This is a genomic window from Yoonia sp. R2331, assembly GCF_041103235.1.
In the GTDB taxonomy this organism is placed as follows: Bacteria; Pseudomonadota; Alphaproteobacteria; order Rhodobacterales; family Rhodobacteraceae; genus CANMYO01.
In genome coordinates, this window is the sequence record NZ_JBGCUN010000001.1 from 1,857,697 (window position 1) to 1,880,877 (window position 23,181).

General features: G+C 60.3%; 19 protein-coding genes. 8 read left to right on the forward strand and 11 right to left on the reverse strand.

All coding sequences use genetic code 11. From position 1 onward, the window contains the following. The first annotated feature begins 56 nt into the window (after positions 1 to 56). On the forward strand, positions 57 to 371 hold the full coding sequence (locus tag AB3Y40_RS09550) for a hypothetical protein (RefSeq protein WP_369438562.1): 315 nt from the start codon (positions 57 to 59) through the stop codon (positions 369 to 371). A 75-nt stretch (positions 372 to 446) separates the two neighbouring features. Here the strand turns inward: AB3Y40_RS09550 and AB3Y40_RS09555 are convergent, their stop codons facing one another. From AB3Y40_RS09555 to AB3Y40_RS09565, 3 genes are all read right to left on the reverse strand, one after another. Beyond that, positions 447 to 2,801 carry a TRAP transporter large permease gene (locus AB3Y40_RS09555; protein ID WP_369438563.1) on the reverse strand — a complete coding sequence of 785 codons (2,355 nt, stop codon included), beginning with the start codon at positions 2,799 to 2,801 and terminating at the stop codon, positions 447 to 449. A 12-nt stretch (positions 2,802 to 2,813) separates the two neighbouring features. Beyond that, positions 2,814 to 3,776, reverse strand: a complete 963-nt coding sequence (locus tag AB3Y40_RS09560) for a TRAP transporter small permease subunit (protein WP_369439629.1) — start codon at positions 3,774 to 3,776, stop codon at positions 2,814 to 2,816. Positions 3,777 to 3,917: 141 nt separating this feature from the next. After that, positions 3,918 to 5,000: a TRAP transporter substrate-binding protein gene (locus tag AB3Y40_RS09565; RefSeq protein WP_369438564.1), complete on the reverse strand. Its 1,083-nt coding sequence runs from the start codon at positions 4,998 to 5,000 to the stop codon at positions 3,918 to 3,920. Between the two features lie 235 nt (positions 5,001 to 5,235). Between AB3Y40_RS09565 and AB3Y40_RS09570 the strand changes: the two genes are divergently transcribed. Further along, positions 5,236 to 6,657 (forward strand): cache domain-containing protein, encoded by a 1,422-nt coding sequence (locus AB3Y40_RS09570; RefSeq protein ID WP_369438565.1) that lies wholly within the window; start codon positions 5,236 to 5,238, stop codon positions 6,655 to 6,657. Then, the gene (locus AB3Y40_RS09575) at positions 6,654 to 7,295 is read left to right on the forward strand and encodes a response regulator transcription factor (RefSeq protein ID WP_369438566.1); all 642 of its coding nucleotides are present in this window, start codon (positions 6,654 to 6,656) and stop codon (positions 7,293 to 7,295) included. Before AB3Y40_RS09570 ends, AB3Y40_RS09575 begins: the two co-directional genes overlap by 4 nt. Here the strand turns inward: AB3Y40_RS09575 and AB3Y40_RS09580 are convergent. Both AB3Y40_RS09580 and AB3Y40_RS09585 read right to left on the reverse strand, forming a co-directional pair. Then, positions 7,292 to 8,257 carry a hypothetical protein gene (locus AB3Y40_RS09580; RefSeq protein WP_369438567.1) on the reverse strand — a complete coding sequence of 322 codons (966 nt, stop codon included), beginning with the start codon at positions 8,255 to 8,257 and terminating at the stop codon, positions 7,292 to 7,294. The two genes, AB3Y40_RS09575 and AB3Y40_RS09580, sit on opposite strands and share 4 nt — an antisense overlap. Before the next feature lie 195 nt (positions 8,258 to 8,452). Further along, the gene (locus AB3Y40_RS09585) at positions 8,453 to 8,923 is read right to left on the reverse strand and encodes a tetratricopeptide repeat protein (RefSeq protein WP_369438568.1); all 471 of its coding nucleotides are present in this window, start codon (positions 8,921 to 8,923) and stop codon (positions 8,453 to 8,455) included. A 36-nt stretch (positions 8,924 to 8,959) separates the two neighbouring features. On the opposite strand from AB3Y40_RS09585, the gene AB3Y40_RS09590 reads away from it, so the two are divergent. Continuing rightward, positions 8,960 to 10,183 carry a cytochrome-c peroxidase gene (locus AB3Y40_RS09590; RefSeq protein ID WP_369439630.1) on the forward strand — a complete coding sequence of 408 codons (1,224 nt, stop codon included), beginning with the start codon at positions 8,960 to 8,962 and terminating at the stop codon, positions 10,181 to 10,183. A 76-nt stretch (positions 10,184 to 10,259) separates the two neighbouring features. On the opposite strand, the gene AB3Y40_RS09595 is transcribed toward AB3Y40_RS09590, so the two are convergent. From AB3Y40_RS09595 to AB3Y40_RS09615, 5 genes are all read right to left on the reverse strand, one after another. Further along, entirely contained in the window at positions 10,260 to 11,435 is a 1,176-nt protein-coding gene (locus AB3Y40_RS09595; protein ID WP_369438569.1) for a glycerate kinase type-2 family protein, read from the reverse strand. A gap of 27 nt (positions 11,436 to 11,462) precedes the next feature. Beyond that, the gene (gene xylB, locus AB3Y40_RS09600; RefSeq protein ID WP_369438570.1) at positions 11,463 to 12,899 is read right to left on the reverse strand and encodes a xylulokinase; all 1,437 of its coding nucleotides are present in this window, start codon (positions 12,897 to 12,899) and stop codon (positions 11,463 to 11,465) included. Then, positions 12,899 to 13,660 (reverse strand): ATP-binding cassette domain-containing protein, encoded by a 762-nt coding sequence (locus tag AB3Y40_RS09605; RefSeq protein WP_369438571.1) that lies wholly within the window; start codon positions 13,658 to 13,660, stop codon positions 12,899 to 12,901. The genes xylB and AB3Y40_RS09605 overlap by 1 nt, the downstream gene beginning before the upstream one ends. Before the next feature lie 11 nt (positions 13,661 to 13,671). Then, positions 13,672 to 14,982, reverse strand: coding sequence for a sugar ABC transporter permease (locus AB3Y40_RS09610; protein WP_459553977.1), 1,311 nt, complete (start codon positions 14,980 to 14,982; stop codon positions 13,672 to 13,674). 100 nt (positions 14,983 to 15,082) lie between these two features. Next, entirely contained in the window at positions 15,083 to 16,108 is a 1,026-nt protein-coding gene (locus AB3Y40_RS09615) for a substrate-binding domain-containing protein (protein WP_369438572.1), read from the reverse strand. 215 nt (positions 16,109 to 16,323) lie between these two features. Between AB3Y40_RS09615 and AB3Y40_RS09620 the strand changes: the two genes are divergently transcribed. Further along, positions 16,324 to 17,583 carry an ROK family transcriptional regulator gene (locus AB3Y40_RS09620; RefSeq protein WP_369438573.1) on the forward strand — a complete coding sequence of 420 codons (1,260 nt, stop codon included), beginning with the start codon at positions 16,324 to 16,326 and terminating at the stop codon, positions 17,581 to 17,583. A gap of 35 nt (positions 17,584 to 17,618) precedes the next feature. Further along, entirely contained in the window at positions 17,619 to 19,109 is a 1,491-nt protein-coding gene (locus AB3Y40_RS09625) for a CRTAC1 family protein (protein WP_459553991.1), read from the forward strand. 10 nt (positions 19,110 to 19,119) lie between these two features. Here the strand turns inward: AB3Y40_RS09625 and AB3Y40_RS09630 are convergent, their stop codons facing one another. Next, positions 19,120 to 20,436 (reverse strand): cytochrome-c peroxidase, encoded by a 1,317-nt coding sequence (locus AB3Y40_RS09630; RefSeq protein ID WP_369438574.1) that lies wholly within the window; start codon positions 20,434 to 20,436, stop codon positions 19,120 to 19,122. Between the two features lie 123 nt (positions 20,437 to 20,559). Here AB3Y40_RS09630 and AB3Y40_RS09635 point away from each other — a divergent pair, with 123 nt between their 5' ends. Next, a complete protein-coding gene (locus AB3Y40_RS09635) occupies positions 20,560 to 21,216 on the forward strand; it encodes an ImuA family protein (RefSeq protein WP_369438575.1) in 657 nt (218 codons plus the stop codon). Positions 21,217 to 21,300: 84 nt separating this feature from the next. Further along, positions 21,301 to 23,115 carry a Y-family DNA polymerase gene (locus AB3Y40_RS09640; protein ID WP_369438576.1) on the forward strand — a complete coding sequence of 605 codons (1,815 nt, stop codon included), beginning with the start codon at positions 21,301 to 21,303 and terminating at the stop codon, positions 23,113 to 23,115. Positions 23,116 to 23,181: the final 66 nt, after the last annotated feature.

The following is a 23,181-nucleotide window of genomic DNA, read 5'->3' on the forward strand; positions in this document are numbered from 1 at the left end:
GATCGAAATCCAAAACAGTCGCAAACTGATCTGGTTTTAACGCAATGGAGGATTTCATGCCAAAGTATCTGTTTGTCTATCACGGCGGCGGCATTCCCGAGACCCCCGAAGAAGGCGAAAAGGCCATGGCTGCCTGGGGCGCGTGGTACGAAACCATGGGCGCGGCGACGGTGGATCCGGGGGCTCCGGTCGGTCAATCACACACTGTCTCTGCATCCGGTCACGTCGAGAACGGCGGCGCCAATCCGGTTTCTGGCTACACAATTATCACCGCTGACAACTACGCGGCGGCTTGCGCCCATGCGGCCCAAAACCCAATGGTTGTCGATGGCTCTGGTTCGGTCGAAGTGGCTGAGATGATGGAGATGTAGTGCGAAAGCTGAAAGGGCGGCCCATGCGGACCGCCCTTTTCCATCTGTCAGTTGAGCCACCTGCCCGCACACGACCTAGTTGATCAGGTTCGGCACAATCGTCACGACCCACGGGAAGAACGCCAATAGCGCCAGCCCCACAACCTGAATGCCGATGAATGGCATCACACCGCGATAGATCTGGCCTGTCGTGATCTCTTTCGGGGCCACGCCCCGCAGATAGAACAGCGCAAAGCCAAAGGGCGGCGTCAGGAATGAAGTCTGTAAGTTCACAGCGATCATGATCGTCACCCACTTGGGGTCAAACGTGCCGCCGTAGATGACCGGCCCCACAATCGGGATCACGATGTAGATGATCTCCAAGAAGTCGAGCACGAAGCCTAGCACAAAGAGTACCAGCATCACGATCAGGAACACCGTCCATTCGTTCTCGAACGACTTCAGGAACTCCTGAATATAATGCTCTCCCCCGAATGAGATCAGCACAAGGTTCAACAGCTGCGACCCGATCAAGATCGTAAAGACCATCGAAGTCACCTTGGCGGTCTCTCGGGCCACCGGCGACAGCACACCGCCTGCAAAGAGCACCCAGCATGACCAGCAAATGCCGAACATCGCAAAGAGGAAGCAGCCAAAGGCGACGGCATAAGCCAGGTAGTTCTCGAACATCACCACCTCTTGCCCCAGCCGCATGTCAAAGTTGACCCCGATCAGCAGCATGACCACGATAGCACCCGCTGTCAGCAAGACCATCCGGCCTGACCGGCCATCGTCCTGCAACTTGCGGAATGCGGCTAGCATGATCGCACCACCGGCACCCAGTGCCGCAGCGGGCGTCGGGTTGGTGATCCCGCCAAGGATCGACCCCAAAACCGCAACGATCAGCACCAGCGGCGGGAAGACCACGCGCAGAATGTCATTGCTGAACGCCAACAAAGCAGCATACCGCAATCCGTAGAAGGCAATGATCAGCGGGATCGCAATGATCAGCGTTGTGGCCCCGGGCGATGTCAGCGGCCCAATCAGCGCCACATCCGCGAGCAACATCAGCAAGATACCAACCGCACCGATGATAAGCGGACGTGTATCAGCAGAGGGTGCCACACCCCGCGCAATCACCAGCACCAAACCCATCAGCAGGGCGGCAACGGTCAGGCCGGTGCCCAGTGTCGGCGCATCGGCTACACGTTCGATCACCAGCGATTCACGCTCTTCAGGTGTCAATTCGCGGGCCTGTTCAACACCGCCGGCTTCGTCAATGGCGGCCTGTTCGGCAAGTGCGGTATTCCACGCCTCTTGCCCATGCAGTTCAAGCATCGAGGCGGCACATTCTTCACCCACATTGGTCCGCAGACTTGCGGTTTGGCCTGCGTCAGTAAAGCTATCAACGATGACCGACTGGCTGCCCATGACACCCACCTGCCCTGCACCAATGACCAGCACTAGCAAAGCAACCGGCACACCAAGGAACCAAGTCAGCGCCTCATTGCGGGTGATGATCTCTCCGTTGCCCGCACCGTCCATCTGAACAGGTGGTGCTTTCTTTGGGTTCACCAGCGCAAAGCCAAAGGCGTAAAGCGCATAAAGCAGCGCCAGCATGATCCCCGGCAGCAAAGCCGCCTGAAACAGCGTCCCGACGGAAACCACTGCAGGCTCGCCCAGAAAGGTCAGTGCATCCGAACAGCCCGCGTCGCGTGCGCGCTCTTCTTGCGCCGCAGAATAGAGGTCACCGGCCAACGTGCCCAACAGCACGATGACGATCGACGGCGGAATGATCTGACCCAAGGTGCCCGAAGCCGCGATGACACCGGTCGACAGCTCTGGCGAATAGCCGTTCTTCAACATTGTCGGCAGCGCCAACAATCCCATCGTCACCACCGTCGCACCCACAATCCCGGTCGAAGCGGCCAGAAAGGCCCCCACGATCACGATCGACACAGCCAGACCACCGGGCAATGGTCCAAAGACCCGCGCCATTGTGGTCAAAAGCTCATCAGCGATCCGGCTGCGCTCCAGCACGATGCCCATCATCACGAACATCAGCACCGCCAACAGCGTTTCAATCGACTGGCCCGCCAAAACCCGCTCGTTCATCCGGTTCACGACAAAGGACACATTGCGGTCCAGTGCCATTTCCCAACCACCGGGGAACAATGGTTCGGCAATTCTTGGCAACTCGGGATTACTGAACACCGATATATTGTCAGGCCTGAGCCCGGTATCGACCAGAGCCCTGAACTCTTCACTGCTCTTGTCGACAGCCATGTGGATCAGCAATCCACCACCATCCAGCAACGCAATAATGATAAAAGATATCACCGCCGCACCCGAGATCGCAAAGGCGACCGGGAACCCCGACAGAATGGCCCCGAACAAGGTCAGGAACACGATGATCAGGCCGACTTCGACGCCATCTAATCCAAAAAGCATGATCCCGGCCCCCTAGTGAATTTCTGCGACAGTTTCGGCGACCGGATCGCCCAACTGGTCTTTGTCTAGGTTCTTGCCCGCGCTCTCGGGGCCTTCTTTCCACTCAAGGTAAGAGCGGAAGAAGAATGCGACGGCCTGCAAGACCACCAGCAGCGTGAAAGCAACCAACAGCACTTTGAACAGGAAATAGCCGTTGAACCCATTTGGGCTGAACCCGATGGTTTCGACATTGAACTTGAGCGCACGCGCCTTGGGCAGCAGCTTGTCCAGATCCTTAGCTGCGTCGGATGCCGACATCTTTGGCGTCACCAGATGCCGCCACAGGAAGAACCAGCCGTAGAAATAGGTCAACACAGCAGCAGGCACCATAAAGACCATCGACCCGATCATGTCGATCATCCGCTTTGCGCGGTGGCTGATCGCGGAATAGACCAGATCGACCCGCACATGCCCGCCTTGCACAAAGGTATAGCTCACGCACATGCACACGATAATGGCGTTGTAGAACTTCAACTCTTCTGACCACCAGCTGACGTCCTTGCTGAACGCCACACCAAAGCCCAGCGAAATCTCCGAGACCGCAAAGACCCGCTGCATGAAGATGATGATAATCTGCTGCAGAACCATCAGCAGGCCCGCAAAGGCCGCCGTGCGACCTACAACATTGGCAAACCCTTCAAGGCCTTTCACGCAGGACCACATGAAGGCGTTGCGCACCAGTCCCACAGCTGTGACGACCAGAAAGATGAAAAGAAAGACGAAAAACAGCTCCCAACTGGCGCCGTAGTAGATGAACCGAAGCAGCGATTCCGCAGCCTCAAGGTCCGATATCTTTGAATTGAACGACATATGCGGCAACCACGCCAGCCAAAGCTGCGGGTTAAAGATGGCGTAGATCAGGTTGTAAGGTGCCTCGATCAAATGTGCGAAGAACCATCCCAAGGCATTTCCGCCCCAGCTTTCGACCAATCCCATGGTCATCCCCCCTATGTCGTCAGGTCACCGCACCTGTTCAAATGCGGCGATGATCTGGGCCGGTCATAGCACCTACAACCGGCCCAAACTTTGATACAAATCAACCGCAAGAACGCCGCCCAAGCGATTGATTTATATGGCTTAGCCCATCACGCGGTCGCGTTGTGCGCGATAGGCACCTTCGGAACGCTGGATCCAACCAGAAGACGCGGCCATCGACGTGTTGTAGGACGCGCGGATGCGGTCATAGATGTCGTCACCGTTGTACTGGTCAAGCGTTTCGGTTGCGGCTGTACCCATGGCATCCCAGACGCTGTCAGGGAATTCCAGAACCTTGACGCCACCGGCCTGCAGACGCTGCAGCGCCGCACCGTTGTTGCCCATAAACTGGCCCAAGTTCCACTGGTGCGCTTCACCGGCTGCGATCTCGATGATCTTCTGGTGCGCAGGTGACAGGCTGTCGAACACGTCGCGGTTCGTCGCAAGCGACAGACCCGCACCCGGCTCGTGCATGCCAGCGGTGTAGTAGAACTTGGTGATTTCCTGGAAACCGGCCTTTTCGTCGGCCCATGGACCGATCCACTCAGTGCCGTCAATCGCGCCGGATGCCAGCGCCTGATACACTTCTGCACCTGGCAAGTTCTGTACCGATGCGCCCATTTTGCCCAGCGCTTCACCGCCCAGACCCGGCATACGGAATTTCAGACCCTGGAAGTCTTCGGGGCCTGCGATTTCCTTGGCAAACCAACCACCAGCCTGCGGGCCTGTGTTACCAGCCAGGAACGACTTGAGGCCAAAGATCTGGCCCAGTTCGTCATGCAGCGCATGGCCGTCGCCGTGGTAGTACCAGTTCACCAATTCCTGCGGCGTCATGCCAAACGGAACAGAGGTGTAAAAGGCATAGCCGGGGTGCTGGTTGATGAAGTAGTAGTCAGCACCGTGGTACATGTCCGCCTGACCAGAGGTCACAGCGTCGAAGACTTCGAATGCGCCAACCAGTTCGCCAGCGGCCTTCAGATCAATCGTCAGGCTGCCATCGGACATCGCGGTGATCGTGTCAGCAGCGCGCTGTGCAGCATCATGCACACCGGCCAACCCGCGGCCCCAAGTCGTGACCAGCGTCAGCGTGCGGTTGCCCTGCGCATAGGCCGGTGCAGCCAGCGTCGTCGCCGCTGCTGCGGTCCCGCCAAGTGCTGTATTTTTCAGAAATGAACGACGATCCATTGTATTCCTCCCATAGGTTTCGTCAGCCGGCGCCCGGAATCCGGGCTCGGTTCGTGAGCAGAGCCTAGCGACGTGACGTCACAACTTGAATACGCAGAACTGCGTAGAAACAGCAAATTTGGCATGTGTTCCGGACCAATCCGCCCGAAAACACCAACCCTTTTTCCACCGTTAGCGCTCACGATTCGCAGAGAGGGTCTTTGATTCTTTGGCGATTCGCCGCAAAACCGGATGCATGCACCAACTCTGGTCCCGCCTGCGCGATGCGTTCGATCTGACTTATGGGCAGAAGGTGTTCCTTCTGGCGACGGTTCCTTTGATCCTCGCCGTCTCTTTGATTGCTGTCGTTGTCACATCGCAATCGCGACAGCTGGCAGAGCGCGAGATTGCAGCACTCGAGGCGCAGTTGATCGGGGCCAAACGTGAAGAGCTTAAAAACTACCTCTCTATCGCCCGAACCGCATTCGTGAACACGTACGGCCGTGCAGCCCCGGATGACGAAGCCGCAAAGTTGCTCGTGACACAGGAACTGTCGGCCATGCTTTATGGGCAAGACGGCTATTTCTTTGTGTTTGATTATGACGGCACAAATCTTGTGGCTCCCCGCCAGACCTATCTCATCGGGCGTGACTGGTCGGGCCTGACCGACCGTAACGGTGTGGCCATCACAGACGAGCTGATCCGCATCGCCCGCACCGGTGGCGGTTACCACAGCTTTGACTGGCCCAAACCCTCAACCGGGGAACTTGGGCGCATGGTTGTCTATGTGAACGGATTGCAGGATTGGCGTTGGGCCATCGGCACCGGCATTTTCATTGACGATGTGCTGACCACTGTTGCCGCGTCGCGCGCGGATGTGCAAGCGCGGATCGAACGCACCTCACTTTATATCGTTGCCATCGCTGTGGCCGCCGTTTTGGGCGTGTTCCTGTCCGGGCTGGTTCTGAACATCCGCGAACGTCGCCTTGCCGATGCCAAGCTCAAGGACCTGACCCAGCGGATCATTGACACGCAAGAAGAAGAACGCAGCCGCGTGGCGCGCGAACTGCACGATGGGATCAGCCAGATGCTGGTGGGGGTGCGCTATGCGCTGGAACTCACCCGCCGCAAACTGAACCTCGCCAAGAACCCCGCGGGCGAGACCCTGCAAAAGGGCATCGACGGTCTGGGCGGCGCCATTCAAGAGGTGCGCCGCATCAGCCGCGATCTGCGCCCCGGCGTGTTGGATGATCTGGGCCTTGGCCCTGCCCTACAGGCGCTAACGGATGATTTCTCTAGCCGCACTGGCATCGTTTGCACCTTTGAAACCGTGGTGTTCCGCAACCGTCTGGACCAAGAAGCCCGCATCGCCCTTTACCGGATCGCGCAAGAGGCGTTGACCAATATCGAGCGTCACGCCGGCGCGACATCGGTCTTTGTCTCGCTCAAGGGCAATCGCAAGGGCGGGCTGCTGACCGTGCGTGACAACGGCGCTGGCATGCAGTGGCCGCCACCCAAAGGCGCGCGCGGCCTTGGCCTGCGCAACATGGCCGAACGGATCGAACAATTGGGCGGGTCGCTCAAGATCACGTCCAGCACCGAAGGCACAACCATTGCAGCCCAGGTGCCACTGACCCATATGCTGACACCCAACGACGCAAGGAAAGAAGCCGCATGAACGAGCCTACCCGCATCGTGATCGTGGATGATCACCCGATGGTCGCCGAAGGTATCCAGTCCATCCTTGAAAGCTATGACGACATCGACGTGGTGGGTGTGCTGACCAATGGTCAGGACGCGGTGGCGCAAGTAGAAACACTTGCCCCCGATGTCATGCTGCTCGATCTCAACATGCCGGGCCTGTCAGGTCTTACCGCAACCGAAATGATCCTTGAAAAACGCCCCCAGACACGGGTGCTGATCCTGTCGATGCATGACAGCCCTGAATATATCTCGACCGCTCTGCGCCATGGCGCGATGGGTTATGTTCTGAAAGATGTCCCGACCGAAGAGATTCACACCGCCATCCGCACCGTGATGTCGGGCAAACAATATCTGTGCACCGGTGCCAGCGAGTCCCTGACCCCCAACATCGCCGATGGTCGTGAGCCCTTGACCGGACGTGAACAGACGATCCTGCTGGAACTCGCACAAGGCAAATCCAACAAAGATGTCGCAAGCGCGCTTGATATCTCGGTCCGCACCGTCGAGACCCACCGCCAGAATATCAAGCGCAAGTTGGGCATTTCTTCCACAGCGGGCCTGACCCGCTATGCGATGGAACACGGCGTTTTGCAGGGCACCGGGCGCCTTTAGGCGTTATAGATCTTCGCCAGATTGCCGTAGCGCACGGCTTGTTCCCATTGATCCAATGCGTTCTTGATCCGCAGCCGCGGCTGGGTCTTGCCCGGCAAGGGCTTGGCCGAAGAGGACGCTTTGCCCAAACACCCATAGACCTCCAACCCCGTGGGGCCGCCATCCTTGGACACTTCTGCGTTAAAGGAATGTGCCAGACTGTTGCCGTTGTCGCCCTTGTCCGCGCTGTAACAGGCCCACAAAACCACCTTGGCTGCAGTGTCGCCTGCCTGAAATTTTTCGCGAAACAGATAGGCCAGCGCCCGTGCTGATTTTTCAAAGTCACTGCGTGACTTCTCCTCGCCGGTGAATTTATCGCGGTGCTGCTTTGCGACATGCTGACGTTCGGCGTTTGGCATGGTTACGATGCCGGCCGCAATCGACGTATGGGTCTGTTGAATTTCGTTCGGCGCATAGACCCGCACAACTTCGTTCGGCGGTCCGGGGCTCAGGTCCTTTTGCAGCAGGTCAGTATTGAAAACACGCTGCCCCGCGACAACCGGCAGCTTTCGTTTTGCAAATGCCTCAAGCTTTTGCAGGAACACGTCAAAGTCCATCTCCTCGGGCACGGCAAAATCCGTGTAATGAGTCGCCGCCGGACCCCCGCCTTGAAATCGCAGCGCTACGGGAAGTGAGGCATATTCCCCCACAAGGCTGGTCACACCCGCAGAACAATGCCCCACGATAAAAACGCTATCCGCATCGTTCAGCGCAATCTGCCCGTCATCAACATGGATAACAGTGTCCGCCTCACCTGCGGCCCCCGCCGCATTCACCGTCACGGCATAGACGATCCCGAATTTTTCATGCGGCGTTTGCCCGGCGGTCGGCACGCTCGCCTGTCGGCCAAAGGCAGGTGTCAGCGCGCTAAGCGCGTCAAATCCAAAAGGTGTGGGATAGGGCCACCACAAATAAACGGTCATTCATGCGCTCCTGTGAAATGAGATTTGAAAAAAGGAAACCGAACAAATACGCCGCCAGCCTAATCGCCGCGATGCCCACCCGGCAATCCACATTTCAGGATTTGCATGATCTTCAGGTCACAAGCCCGAACCGCCTCTGTGTTCCAATCAGCACATGGCGCTGCGCGTTACTGCCGCGTGACCGACCGGCGCACCTTACTTGAACGGGTACATCCAGACCCGATAATCATCGACCAACACTTCGGCCCGGGCGCGCTCTTCAGCGGTCAGTCGCGGGGTGATTTCTTCCAGTGAATCAAGCGCATCAGGGTCGCCGCCTATTGCTGACAGCGCATACCACAGATAGGCTCTGACCATGTCTGGCGCGGGCAAGCCGCGTCCCACTTCATAGTACCAACCTAAGCCCGATTGCGCTCCCGGATGCCCTTTCAACGACGCCCTGAGATACCAGTCAAACGCCCGCTCGTCATCGCGCTGGACACCCAGACCCATGGCGTACATCACGCCAATCAGCTCCTCGGCGTCCGCATTCCCCGACCGCGCATAAAGCTCGAACATCTCGCGCGCTTCTTCAAAGGCTCCCGCCTCCATCAAATCGCGCGCTTCTTCCATGTTGGCCTGCGCCGCGCTCGCCCAAAGGCACAAAACCACCGCTATCTTGCGCATCTCTTTTGTCTCCTTGCGGCCCCTGCCGCGGCCCAAATCAGCCCTGACGATTACATCCCGGCTGATCCGGCACAAGCCCGCCTCGGTCAACTTTTGTTCTACGACAAGGTGCTGTCGGGGAACCGGAATATTGCTTGTGGCACCTGCCACCACCATGACCACGCCGGTGGCGACGGGCTGTCCTTGGGCATCGGCGAAGGTGGCGAAGGGGTTGGTCCCGACCGCACGCCGGGGATCGGCGCTGACCGCATCCGCAAACGTATCCCACGGAACGCCCCCGCGCTGTGGAACCTGGGCCATAACTCGGTCAAGGTGCTGTTTCATGACGGCCGGCTCTCGGTCTCGGACATCTACGGCAACGGCTTTGATTCACCGGCAGAGGAATGGCTGCCCCCCGGCCTTGACAACATCGTCGCAGCCCAGGCCCTGTTCCCGCTGACCGCGCAATTCGAGATGGCAGGCAACCCCGGCGAAAATGAGGTGATCGGCGCCCTGCGCACCCGCATTGATCGCGGCTGGCCAATCATCGCAAAAAGGGTCCGTACAATCCCGGAATATGGCGCAATGTTTGTCGACGCCTTTGACCACATCAACCACCCGTCCGAGGCAACGATCGTCGAAATCGGCAATGCGCTGGGTGCGTTCATCACCACCGAATGGCGCAGTGCAGACAGCGCTTATGACGCATGGCTCGCAGGCATGCCCTTGCCCGACGACGCTGAACGCGGGCGGCAGCTCTTTACCCAATTGCGCTGTGCTGCCTGCCACGCAGGCCCGCTTTTCACCGATCAGAGCTTTCACGCCCTCGCCGTCCCTGCCTTTGGCCCCGGCCGCACCCGCCGGTTTGACCCAATGCCCCGCGACGTCGGCCGCATGGGCGAAACCGACCTGCTGGACGACGCTTACCGGTTCCGCACCCCCAGCCTGCGCAACGTGGCCCTGACGGCACCCTATGGCCACAACGGCGCGTTCCCGACGCTGGATGCCATGATCCGCCACCACGCAGGCCAGGACATCTGGACCCCTGACATGGCGCAACTGCCCGTCGTCCCATGGCTCGCCGCCGCTGACTTCGCGATCCGTTCCGACACCAGAGAGATGGCGCGCGTCGCCGCCGCGCGTGACCTGCGCCCTTTCACCGTCACCGATGCCGAGATCTCGGATCTCAAGGCGTTCCTGCACGCGCTCACCGGCGCAACTGCGGAAACCCGCCCTCTTGGTCGCCCGGACAGCGTCCCCTCGGGTCTGCCAGTCGACTAAGCCCTTCTTCTGGCTAAAATAATCCTGGGGTCCGGGGCAAAGCCCCGAAAAAGGGTGGGTGGGCGGGCACCGCCCCTCACCCCCGGATCAAGACACCCAAATCAGCAACATTGGTCCCGGTCGCACCCGTCATCAAAAGATCACCCGCCTCTTGCAATGCGGCATAGCTGTCATTGTTCGCCAAAAGCCCCGCCGCGTCCGCAATCCGCCCCAAGGTCCCTTGATCGACAAGGCCGCCTGCCGCATCCGTCGGCCCATCGCGCCCATCCGAACCGCCTTGCAAACAGACCCAGTCGGCCCAGCCCCGCGCACGCGCCTCCTGCGCGATCCGCAGGGCCAGCTCCTGATTGCGGCCCCCCTTGCCTGTGCCTTTCAGCACCACAGTTGTCTCACCCCCCCAGACCGTGACCCCCGGTTCCGCCTGATCACAAATCGCCCGGGCCGCATCCGCTACATCGCCCTCAACCGGTTCCAGCACCCGGCATTCCCCTGCGGCACGGGCCATCGCCGCCACGCTCAGTGCGTTTGACCCCACCAGAACATTGCGCGCCTCGGGCAAGGCAGTTGCCGCATGTCCCGCCTCCGAATGCGCCCGAACCGAAGCCGGCAAACCATTCCAAATGCCCGCGCCCCGCAAGACGGTCACAGCCTCCGCTGCCGTGCCGATCGGCCCTACCGTCGGCCCGCTGGCAATGACGGAAAGGTCATCCCCTACCACATCCGACAGGATCAGCGCCGTCACCGGCCCGCCTGACGCGCGCAGCATCCCGCCACCCTTCAGCTGCGACAATTGCTGCCGCACAAGGTTCATCGCCCGAATGTCGAGGCCTGCGCCCAAAAGCGCCGCGTTCACCGCCTGTTTGTCAGCCAGCGACACACCGTCCACCGGCGCGGGCAACAGCGCCGAGCCGCCACCCGACATCAACACCAACACCGGCCCGGTCGCCGCACGCAACGCCGCCAGCACCCGCGCGCCAGCCGCCAAACCATTTTCGTCCGGCACCGGATGTCCCGCCGCCAGCACCTCGGCCCCGTCCAATGGCCTTGCGTTTTCATAGTTGGTCACTGCCAGTGCTGGCACGCCTGCAAACCGCGTCACCGCTGGCCCGGCCATCGCGCAAGCAGCCTTGCCCACGGCCAAGATCAGCGTAGGCGGATCAACTTTGTCCAGATGTCGTGCGACTGCCACGGCAGGGTCCGCCGCGGCCACCCCAGCCTCAAATATCTTCAATGCCAGTTGTCGTTTATCCATGCCGCGCATCAAGCCCGCCGAAACCGGTTACGACAAGCCCTTGATTGCCGCGTAGCCTTCCTTGTAGCGCGCGTGTGCTGCGCCAAAGGCATCGACCAATGCGGGGTCAGGCATGACCACGCGGGCGATCTGCGGCGTCCCAGCGACGTCAGCCCCCGCACCGGCCGCCATCATGCCCAACCTTGCGGCACCAAACGCGCCGCCAAAGTCCCCGGCGACGGGCAATTCCACCGGCATATCCAGTGCTGTGGCAATCGCCTGCACCCAATAATCGGACTTTGTGCCACCACCCACACCAATCAACCGCTCAATCTTGGTACCGGTCCCAGTCAGCGCGTCAAAGCTGTCGCGAAACGCATGGGTCACCCCCTCCAACACCGCACGCGTCAGCGCTTCGCGATTGCTCTCATGCCCCAGATGCAGGAATTGGCCACGCACCTGCGCGTCATTATGCGGCGTCCGCTCGCCCCCCAGATAGGGCAGAAACAGCGGCTTTCCTGGTGCCTGCAAGACCCCTAAACGCCCGGTCAGCGCCGCGGCATCCTCACCCGCAATGCCCGCCCACCAGTTCAACGCATCTGCTGCCGCCAGAATGACCCCCATCTGGTGCCACGTGTCCGGCAAAGCGTGGCAAAACGTGTGGACAGCTGATGCCGCGTCCGGCTGATACGCGCCAGAGGCTGCAAACAGCACCCCTGAGGTGCCCAGCGATACAAAAGCCTCGCCGGGTTGCGTCACCCCAACGCCTACGGCGCTGGCCGCATTATCGCCGCCGCCACCCGCCACAACGACATCTTTCGGCAGGCCCCAGTCCTGCGCCAGCGCGTACCGCAACACACCCGAAACCTCTGACCCTTCGACCAGTCGTGGCATGGCATCCCGGTCCAGCCCTGTCGCGGCCAACAGGTCATTTGACCAATCGCGCGCGCCCACATCCAGCCAAGACGTCCCCGCCGCATCCGACATCTCTGCCACATGCTCCCCGGTCAGCCAAAGCCGCAAATAGTCCTTGGGCAACAGCACCTTGGCAATCTTTGCAAAGTTGTCAGGCTCATGGTTGCGCACCCAGGCAACTTTGGGCGCGGTAAAGCCCGGAAACACAATATTTCCTGTCAGCCTGCGAAAATCCGGGTTGTCATCCAACACCGCCGCCTCTTCAGCTGACCGCGTATCATTCCAAAGGATGCAAGGCCGCAGCACCTGATCGGACCCATCCAGCAGGGTCGCCCCATGCATATGTCCCGACAGTCCAATCCCTTTGACAGCCCCCAGATCAACCTGCGCACCAAGGGCGCGCATCACGCCGGTGCAGGCATCAATCCAGTCACGCGGGTTTTGCTCTGACCAGCCATCATGCGGCCGCTGCACCTGCAAAGGCAGTGCAGCTTCCGCAACAACGGTTTGCGCCTCATCCAGCACAATCCCTTTCAGCGACGATGTCCCCAGATCAAGCCCGATGAACATCAGGCTGCCGCATCCTTTGGGTTCTTGCCCAGAATGATCATCGAAAGGATGTCATCGTCGGTGACCTCGTCCACATTGACCGTGCCGACAAGTTCGCCGTTCTTCATCACCGATGCCCGGTCGCACAGCTTCATGACGTTGTGCACGTCATGTTCGATCAGGAAGATGCCCAGACCCTGCGCTTTCAACTCTTCGATCAGCTCTGCCACCATCTGCGTTTCATGTGGGCCAAGCGCCGCGGTGGGCTCGTCCATGATCAGGATTTTCGCGTCGAAATAGACCGCCCTGGCAATCGCCACGGATTGCCGTTGACCACCTGACAAAGCCGAAACCGGCACGTTGAACTTTTTGAAATTCGGGTTCAGGCGCGCCATGATCTTGCGGGTCTCGGCCTCCATCTTGCTGTCGTCCAGCATCCCGCCGGGGCCGATGATCTCGCGCCCCAAAAACAGGTTACTTGCGGCGTCCAGATTGTCGGCCAGGGCCAGCGTCTGATAAATCGTCTCGATATTCAGATCGCGCGCATCACGTGGGTTGTTGATCTCGACCTTCTGGCCGTTCACGTAAACCTCGCCCGAATCCGCCTTATAGGCGCCCGATACACATTTGATCAGCGTCGACTTGCCTGCCCCGTTGTGCCCCAACAGGCCCACGACTTCGCCCGGATGCAAGTCGATGGACACCTTGTCCACCGCCTTGATCCCGCCAAACGCGATGGAAATGTCTTTGAGTTCGACTAAGGGTGTTCCACGGTCTGCCATGTCCACGCCCCCTATTTCACTGTTTTGTTGTAAAGGTTGTCGAGATAGACAGCGAGCACCAGCACCAGACCAACCACGATCCGTTGGACGGCCGCATCAAATCCGATCAACACCATGCCCGATTGCAGTGACTGCATCACCAGCGCGCCAAGGATCGCGCCATAAATCTTGCCGACACCGCCGGCCAGCGACGTGCCTCCGATCACAGCGGCGGCGATCACGTAAAGCTCGTCAAGCGTGCCAAGCGCGTTTGTCGCACTGTTCAAACGGGCGCTGGCGATCACCGCTGCGATCCCCGTCAGCGCGCCCATCAGTGCAAAGACCTGAAGCGTGACCCACTTTGTGTTGATCCCCGCCAGCGATGCCGCCTCCGGGTTGCCACCAATGGCAAAAACATAACGGCCAAAGCGTGTGCGCGTCATCAAGACGGTCATGGCGATTCCGACCGCGATCAGGATCAGCACCGGGATAGCAAAGCCGTGGCTGATGATTGTGCCTTCGGGCAATTCCATCTGACGGATAATCCCCTTCGGGATTGGATAGGCGTTGACCAACAGCACAGCGCCCACAATCGCGGCACAACCCACCACAGCCAGAAACGTCTCGGCCCAAACGGGGCGCAGTTTGAACCCATGTTGAACCCGCGACTTGCGGCCTGACCGGATCAGCCAAAGGACCCCGATGCAGGCCAGCCCGCCCACGATCCAACTGCCCATCGCGCCCACCGCACCGCGCGGGCCACCGCCCAGCAGCGCGAATGTGGGGTCCACGGGCGAGATCGTCCGCCCGCCTGCAGCCAAAAACGCCATGCCGCGCCAGACCATCAGCCCGCCGAGTGTGACGATGAACGATGGAATGCCCCGGTAAGAAATCAGCCAGCCGTGCAGCGCACCAATCGCCGCGCCCAGACAAATGCCGCAAATGACCGTGATCACCCAGATCAAAGGATGACCCAGCCCCAGCATGGGCGGCAGCACATTCACCTGGATCAGGCCCATCGCCATACCTGTCACCCCGATCATCGAGCCGACGGACAAATCGATGTTGCGCGTCACGATCACCAGCACCATGCCCGTGGCCATGATCCCGATGCTCGAGGTTTGCACACTCAGGTTCCACAAGTTCCGGGGCGTCAGAAACGCGCCAAACCCATTGAACACCATGCCGTAAACATGAAACCCGCCCCAGATCAGCAGTAGGGCCCCCAACATGCCCAGCAGGCGTGTGTCGATCTCGGTCTCGGCCAGAAAGCGGGACAAGCCGCTACGCGTGTCCGGCGTCGATCCGGCGGCCGACGCGGTGTCTTGTGACGTATCAGTCATGGGTCAATCCAAATTTATTGGAGATCATCGCGCATCCGCGATGTGCATCATGTGACCCGGCGCAGGATCAGGGAACCCTGCGCCGGACCGTTGTTACAGCTTATTCGCAGCCGTCAACGCCGTCGATGGCGCCAGCACAGGCCATTTCCTGGCTGATGTGGCCCGCGTCAATGGCAACGCCGATGTTGTCGCGTGTGATCGGTGTCGGATCGAGCAGGATCGCGTTCATCGCGATGCCCTTCTCGCCGCCGTCAAAGATCGTCGCACCTTCGATGCTGTCAAGCGACGCACCTTCGGCCAACTGACCCGCAATCTCGCCTGCGGCCTTGCCCAGCTGACGTGCGTCCTTCCAGACAGACACAGTCTGTGTGCCACGTGCCACGCGGTTGATCGCAGCCAGATCGCCGTCTTGGCCACCAACAGGGATCACAAGACCCTGCGCGCCAAGTGCGGCGACAACGCCCGATGCCATGCCATCGTTCTGGGACAGAACCGCGTCAACTTCGTTGTTGTTGGCGGTCAGGATCTGCTCCATGTTTTTCTGTGCATTCTCAGGCTTCCAGCCGTCCGATGATGCCTCGCCCACGATCTTGATCGTGCCGGCCTCAACATCGTCACCGATTACTTCCATCATGCCTTGCAACAGGAACCCTGCATTGGGATCACCGGGGTCACCCTTGATGATGGCATAGTTGCCTTCGGGCTGCGCGGCCTTGACGTTTTCGGCGATGATCCGGCCCACGCCAACGTTGTCAAACGTCAGATAGAACGTGCGGTCATCTTCGATCAGGCGGTCATAGCCGATCACTGGAATGCCTTCGTTGGCAGCCGATTCAATCGCCGGGCCAATCGCATCTTTGTCCCAAGCGTTGATGATCAGGACATCAACACCCTGCGAAATCAGCGCTTCAATGTCGGTCAGCTGCTTTGCCGAAGACGATTCCGCGTCGGCCGAAGTATAGCTGTTGCCGTCGGCCTCGATCGCGGCCACCACAGCGGCTTCGTCAATCTTCCAACGCTCTTCCTGAAAGCTGCCCCAAGAGACACCGATCAGCTTGCCCTCTGCCAGCGCAGCAGAGCTAAAACCCACCGTCGCAATAACGGCGGCTGTAATCATCTTCTTCATTGTATCCTCCCAGATATGAACCCCCGACAAGGGGGATTCGGGCTTTGACCCGATGCATCTAAACAAGCCGATCAATGTTTAGGTGTCAAATTAAATTTAGCCCCTGAACTAAATTACTTGCAATAATTTAGAAATTGCCCCTTCTATTGGGATGGGAGGATGAAATAACCGGAATGACCCGTGCGGTTGGGCCCTTATATTTCAGCAATTGAATTATGTATGACGTCTTGCGCCAGTCGAATGCCGATGATCCGCTGTTGCCGGGGTGTGGACCCGTGCTGCCAACACAGGATCACGACACAAGCCCCTTGCGTCAACAGGTCTTTGAACACATTCGTGCAATGGGCCAGGTGGCCCGCACCGATATCGCGCGCGCACTGGGGATCAGCGCAGGCTCTGTGACCGCGCTGACTGCGGAACTGATCACCGCCGGTTTCCTGCAAGAGGTCGTGGAAAAGCCGCGCGAAACCGGACGCGGCCGCCCGCCAGTTGCCCTTAGCGTGGTTTCCGGCGCGGGTCACGTGATTGGCATCAAGCTCAGCGATGAACGCCATTCAGCCGTGTTGACCGATTTCGCCGGGAACACCGTGGCAGACGCCACTCTTTCAACCACCCTGCCCCGCAAATCCGTTGCGGCCCTGCTGGAAGAGGTCAGCCCGCTCATCGACACGCTCATGTCTCAGACGGACATGGACATCACCGCCGTCAGCGCCATTGGCGTCGGCATCTCGGGCATCGTTGATCATCAAACCGGGGCCGTGCCGTGGTCGCCCTTGCTGACCGAACCCGATGCCGATCTGGGGCGTCTTTTTGCCGAACGTCTTGGCTGCCGGGTCTTCGTCGACAATGACGCCAACATCCTGACACTGGCAGAGCTTTGGTTTGGCCGTGGCCGCACGATGACTGACTTTGCAGTGGTCACCGTCGAACATGGTGTTGGCATGGGGCTTGTGCTCGGGAACCGATTGTTTCGCGGCGCGCGCGGCATGGGACTCGAACTGGGCCACATTAAGGTGCAATTGGATGGCGCGCTGTGTCGTTGCGGCCAGCGCGGATGCCTCGAGGCTTATCTGGCCGACTACGCCCTCGCCCGCGAGGCCGCGACCGCGCTTGATCAGGTCGGCACCCAAACGGCTGCTGCCGCACTCGAATCACTGTTCGCCGAAGCAAAGGCCGGCAATCAGGCCGCGCGCACGATCTTTCACCGTGCGGGAAAATATCTTTCGCTCGGCCTTGCCAATGTGATCCAGCTATTTGACCCGGCCTTGATCATCTTGGCGGGCGAACGGATGCGATATGATTACCTTTATGCTGATGACGTCCTCAAAGAGATGCACCGCCTCACCCTCGACACCGGCCGCCCGCGATGCGAGGTGGCCCAGCACGCTTGGGGCGATCTGGTCTGGGCACGTGGCGCGACCGCGCTTGCCCTCTCTGCCATTACCGCCGACATGATTGGGGCCGCGGCCCCATGATCAATGTGTTACCGAAAATTAGGAAAGTGATGCGTATGCAATGTGCATACTTTGTGCATGGCATGTTGCCGTTAACCTTGATGGCGTTCGGTGCCTCACCGCTCGCTGCCGAAATCCGGTTCGCTGACATGACTGATCGCCTGCCTGAACACGTCTATGACGGTGGTTGGGAACATTTTGTCGGCGGTGGTGTGGCGGTCTTTGATTGTAACGCTGACAACTTGCCAGATATCTTTGCCGCGGGTGGTGAAAACCCGGCGATCCTGTTGCGCAACGATGGTAACTTTTCATTCAGTAACATGGATTTAGATGCCATTCTTGGCGTCACGGGCGCCTATCCCATCAATATTGACGGCGACGCATGGATGGACCTTTTTGTGCTGCGCGTCGGCCCCAATATCGCGCTGCGTGGCGGCCCTGATTGCAGCTTTATCGATGCCACAGCAGACTGGGGCATCCCACAAACCGATCAGTGGTCCACTGCTTTCTCCGCATGGTGGGAAGACGATGATCGCCCGGTTATGGCCGTGGGCAATTATGTTGACCGCAGCAATCCTGACGGCCCGTTTGAGGCCTGTGACACCAACACGATTTTGCGTCCCACATCAACAGGTTACGTTGCCGAGGCGCTCGCACCCGGATATTGCGCCTTGTCAATTCTGGCAGGCCCTGACGCCCGCGGCGATCTGGCGTTAAGACTTTCGAACGACCGGCACTACTACGTCAGGAACGGCGCAGAACAGCTTTGGAACATTGAACAAAAGCGTTTTATGACTGAAGAAGAAGGCTGGCCCCGCGTTTCGCTTTGGGGCATGGGCATCGCCAGCACCGATCTGACTGGCGACGGCGTTGATGAAGTGATGCTTACCTCGATGGGCGATCAGCTATTGCAACTCCCCACCCCAGAAGGTGCCTATATTTCAGCACCTTACGAGATCGGAACCTACGCGCACCGCCCCCACATCGGCGACGATGGCCGTCCCTCAACAGGCTGGCACGCGCAGTTCGGCGATATCAACAACGACACCCGCCCTGATCTCTTCATCGCCAAAGGAAACGTCGATCAGATGCCCGGAAACGCGATGAATGATCCCAATAACCTCTTGATTCAAAACGATAAAAATTCCTTCGACGAATTTGCCGCCACCGCAGGCGTTGCCGACAGCGCCCGCTCTCGCGGCGCTGCTCTCGCGGATTTTGACCTTGATGGCCGCCTCGACTTGATCGTCGTCAACCGCCGCGCCCCCATGCGCCTCTATCGAAATGAAACCACGTCCGGAAACTGGATTTCATTGCAATTACAGCAGGATGGCGGCAATCCCGCGGCGGTTGGCAGCCAGATTACAGTCAATGGACAAATCCAATACGCCCGGATTGGCGGCGGCCATGCAAGCGGTCAGGCGACCCCACTGCACTTCGGTCTCGGGCAGGCAAAAAGCGCCACCATTTCAATCACCTGGCCTGACGGACAAACGACAATTAGGCAGGTGGATGTCAACCAATTCATAACGGTCAAAAAGCCTTAAAAACAATGACTTATCGGTCGATCTTGAGGCCACTTGGCACCGACTCTGGGATACCCAATCGCCCGGTGATCGCCGCCGGATCGGTCAGTGCATCGAGAAAGGCCACTAGCGCCATGATCTCTTCTTCTGACAAGGCCACGGCGTAGCTTTCAGCCGCGTCAGAAATCGCTTCTATTTCAAGCGGTTGATCCATGATCTGGGTGTCTTCAACGCTCAACTCTGGCAAGATTGCCTGCGCGGGATCATAGTTTTGCAGCGCCGCAACAGGATCAACATGGTCTCGCAGAAACCCCTGTAGGGTCGCATGCGCCCCTGCATGCCCGTAAGGCCCTGTCACGCTTACATTTCTCAGCGATGGTGTGCGAAAGGCATAGAGGTCGGCCGGATTACCCGTCACCCGAAACCGCCCCTCATCCCGTGCGTGGGTTTCAAAACGCGCAGCCTTTCCCGGCCCAATCTGAGGCACTGCCATCGCGTGGAACTGATGATCGGTCTGGAACGGCCCGCTATGACAATCCGCGCAACCCGCTGATCCGTAAAACAAATCCTGCCCCCGTTGCGCCGCTTCTGGTAGCGCGCGTTCCCCACGCAGGGCGGCATCAAAGGGGGACGTATCTGAGCGCCACTCGACTGTCATGAACATTGCAATCGCGTCAGAGATATGTGTGAACGCGATGTCATCAGGCGTTGTGACGTCAGGATAGACCTCAATGAAATCAGCAGCATATTCAGGAATTCCGGCGACCCGGCGCGCAATGATATCCCATGCACCACCCGGTCCGGTGATCACCCCCTGCCGCACGGCGGTTGAGACGTCATTTTCGGTATAGTGCCCCGCCATTTCGTCCGGGCTCAACACCGGGAACATCGTTTGGGCGGACAGCAAGCTGGCAAATCCCTCTGCCATATCCGCATCCAACGGCGTTCTCAGCCCGCCGGGTTTCGTTGGGTCGACCGCAATCCGCCCATCATGAAAAAGCACGGTGAATTCATGCGCGCCAAGATTGAACAGCCCCGGTGCGTTTCGGGGGATCCGTTGTTCGGGCATATTGTCAGGGTCTGCGATCCGGTCAGGTCCCAGACCGATGCCACCATCACCGAGACCTAGCGATAGCCCGTCTGCCGTGCCATGTTTGGGGTGATGGCAGGTTGCGCAAGCAACCTCTTGATTTCCAGACAAAATAGGATCGTAGAACAGCAGTTGCCCCAGCAGCGCTTCATCCATGTTGATCGGGGCATAGGCGGCATCCGTGACGGGCTCCGGCACGGGGTTTGCCAGTGCAGGCTGTGCCAAGAATACCATGATCCCGATTGCCGTCTTGCGCATGTGTGTCCCCCCTTTGCCGGGCCAAGGTGACCTATTGTGACTGGGGCTGCAACGGCGATCCTGGGTTTGACCTGCGGCATGAAAGCGAATAGAACAAAATAGGAACATTTAGCTGGTTACTTCATGACACACGATCTTCGCCGTCCCGCCGCCCTTTTGCGCGACCGCAACGCGCCTGACCGCAGTGACCTGCCCACCCTGTCAGAGGTGTTTGCCGACACCGTGATCGACGGGGCCGTCACCGGCTTTGTCTGTGCGCAGCTGACGGATGTGGACCGGCCCGTGTTGTGGGTTCAGGACCGCATCTCGCGGCGCGAAACCGGCAGGCCCTGCCTGGCCGGTCTGCCGGTGCCTTTGCGGATCATCCATGTGGATGTCTCAAAACCTGTTGATGTGCTTTGGGCGATGGAACAGGGCCTGCAATGCAATGGCCTGTCCGCGGTACTGGGCGAGGTCTGGGGCGATCCCGCGGTGCTGGATTTCACCGCCACCAAACGGCTGGCCCTGCGCGCCGAGGCGCAGGCGCGTCCCGCGATTCTGCTGCGCAGGGCAGCCAGCCCGAACCTGTCTGCCGCGCGCCTGCGCTGGCGCGTCAGCAGCCTGCCCTCTGCACCTGCCCCGGATGATATCCGTGCGCCCGGACGGCCCCTGTGGCGGGCAGAGCTGTTTCGCGCCCGCTGGCGCACACCCGGTGCATGGGTCGCGCATCATGGTGACGATGGGCTGACGCTTGACCATGCCCGGCCTGCAACAACGCCCGCGTTGCAAGCCATGGCATGACCTGATGTCTTCTTCTGGCCAAAAATATCCCCGCCGGAGGCTCCCGCCGCAGCCACCCCCCGGACGCCTGCCGCGATGAAACGCATGGACCAGCTGCCCGTCCTTGCGTTTCCCACCCCCCCTGCTGCCAAGGACCCCGTGCAGGCCCCGCCTGACGATCTGGCGCACGCGCTCAAGGCGCTGCGCGAGGCCGAGACCTGGCAACCGCACACCCCAGCACCCGATCCTGCGCCACCACAGACCGACAGCTTTGGCACCGTCGGTGCACCATGCTGGCGCGCAGGCCCCCGTGCGACAGATCAGGGGGCCGGGCGGGCGGGTGTCGTCGCAGACGCAGTCGCCCCGACCGGACTGGACACCGACCGTGACCCGCTCACACGCCGTATCACCAGCATCCACTTGCCTGATTTTGCAATGGAACGCTGGCTGCGGTGGGCCGCGGCCCGAAATGAGGCACCGCCCGATGATCTGCCCGTGATCCTTGCAACCGAAGGGCCGCATGGCCCGATCGTGCATGCCTGCACCCGTGCCGCCTGCCTGGCAGGCATCCATGTCGGCGCGCGGGTCGTGGACATGCGCGCGCTCTGCCCCGAGGCGCAGGTGGCCTATGCCGATACCGGCGGCGATGCGGCCGCTCTCGCGCGGCTGGCGCTCTGGGCGCGGCGCTGGTGCCCCTGGACCGCCACCGATGGTGCCGATGGTCTGGTGCTGGACACCACCGGGTCGGATCACCTCTGGGGGGGTGAGGCCGCGATGCTGCGCGAGATCGAGGAAAAGCTGAGCCTGATCGGTTTTTCCGCCAACCTTGCCTGCGCGCCCACCCATGGTGCCGCCTGGGCGCTGGCACGGCTGGGCCGGGTCAGGCAGGTTGTGACAGCAGACCGGCTGGCGCAAGACATCGCACAATTGCCCGCCCGCGCCCTGCGGCTGGATGCTGATACACAATTACTGCTGAAGCGACTGGGCCTGAAAAGCGTGGGCGATCTGGCCGCTGTCCCCCGGCTGAGCCTCGCGCGCCGTTTCAACCGGGCTGCGTTACCGCAAAACCCGTTGTTACGGCTGGACCAGATGATGGGGCGACTGGCCGAGCCGGTGAACGCGCCCGAAGATCCCCCCCGGTTCGCCGTGCAGGCGCGGCTGGCGGAACCGGTGCAGGATCCCACCCCACATCTGCCCGCGCTTTGCGCCGAGCTTTGTGACGGGCTTGATGCGGCAGGTTTTGGCGCGCGGCGGGTCACGGTCACGGTCTTTCGCACCGATGGTGAGGTGCGCGACATCACCGTTACCACCGCCCATGCCACACGTGATGCCGACCACATCCAAAGGCTGTTTGATGACAAGCTGGACCGGATCGATCCCGGCTTTGGTTTTGATCTGATCACACTGGGTGCGGCCCAGATCGAGGCATTGAGCGCGCAGCAAACCCGGCTGGATGGCCAGGCCGACAACGGGGCAGAACTGGCCCGCCTGGTGGACCGCCTCTCCGCCCGGCTGGGCCCGGGTACTGTGCGCTGCCCCAGTCCGGTGGCAAGCCACGTGCCCGAACGGGCCGAAGACTGGCGCCCGGCCCTGGCCGGCCCGCCACGCCCGCCACAGCCGCTGCCTGATCGCCCCTTGCGCCTGTTCGATCACCCCGAAGAGGTGCGTGTACTTTATGCCGTGCCTGAAGGGCCACCGGCACAATTCGTCTGGCGCAAACAGACCCACCGCGCGGTCCGTTTCGCCGGACCGGAACGGATCGCGCCCGAATGGTGGCGCGATATGCCCGGCACCCGACTGCGCGACTATTACCGGATTGAGGATGATCGCGGCCGCCGCATCTGGCTTTACCGTGATGGTGTTCTGGATGATGGCCGGGGAGAGACGCCGCGCTGGTTTATCCACGGGGTATTCGCGTGACCCGCTGTGACCCAAATGCGCGCCTGCGGCGCACGCCTTTTTATTGGGTTTGGGGGCGCTGCCCCC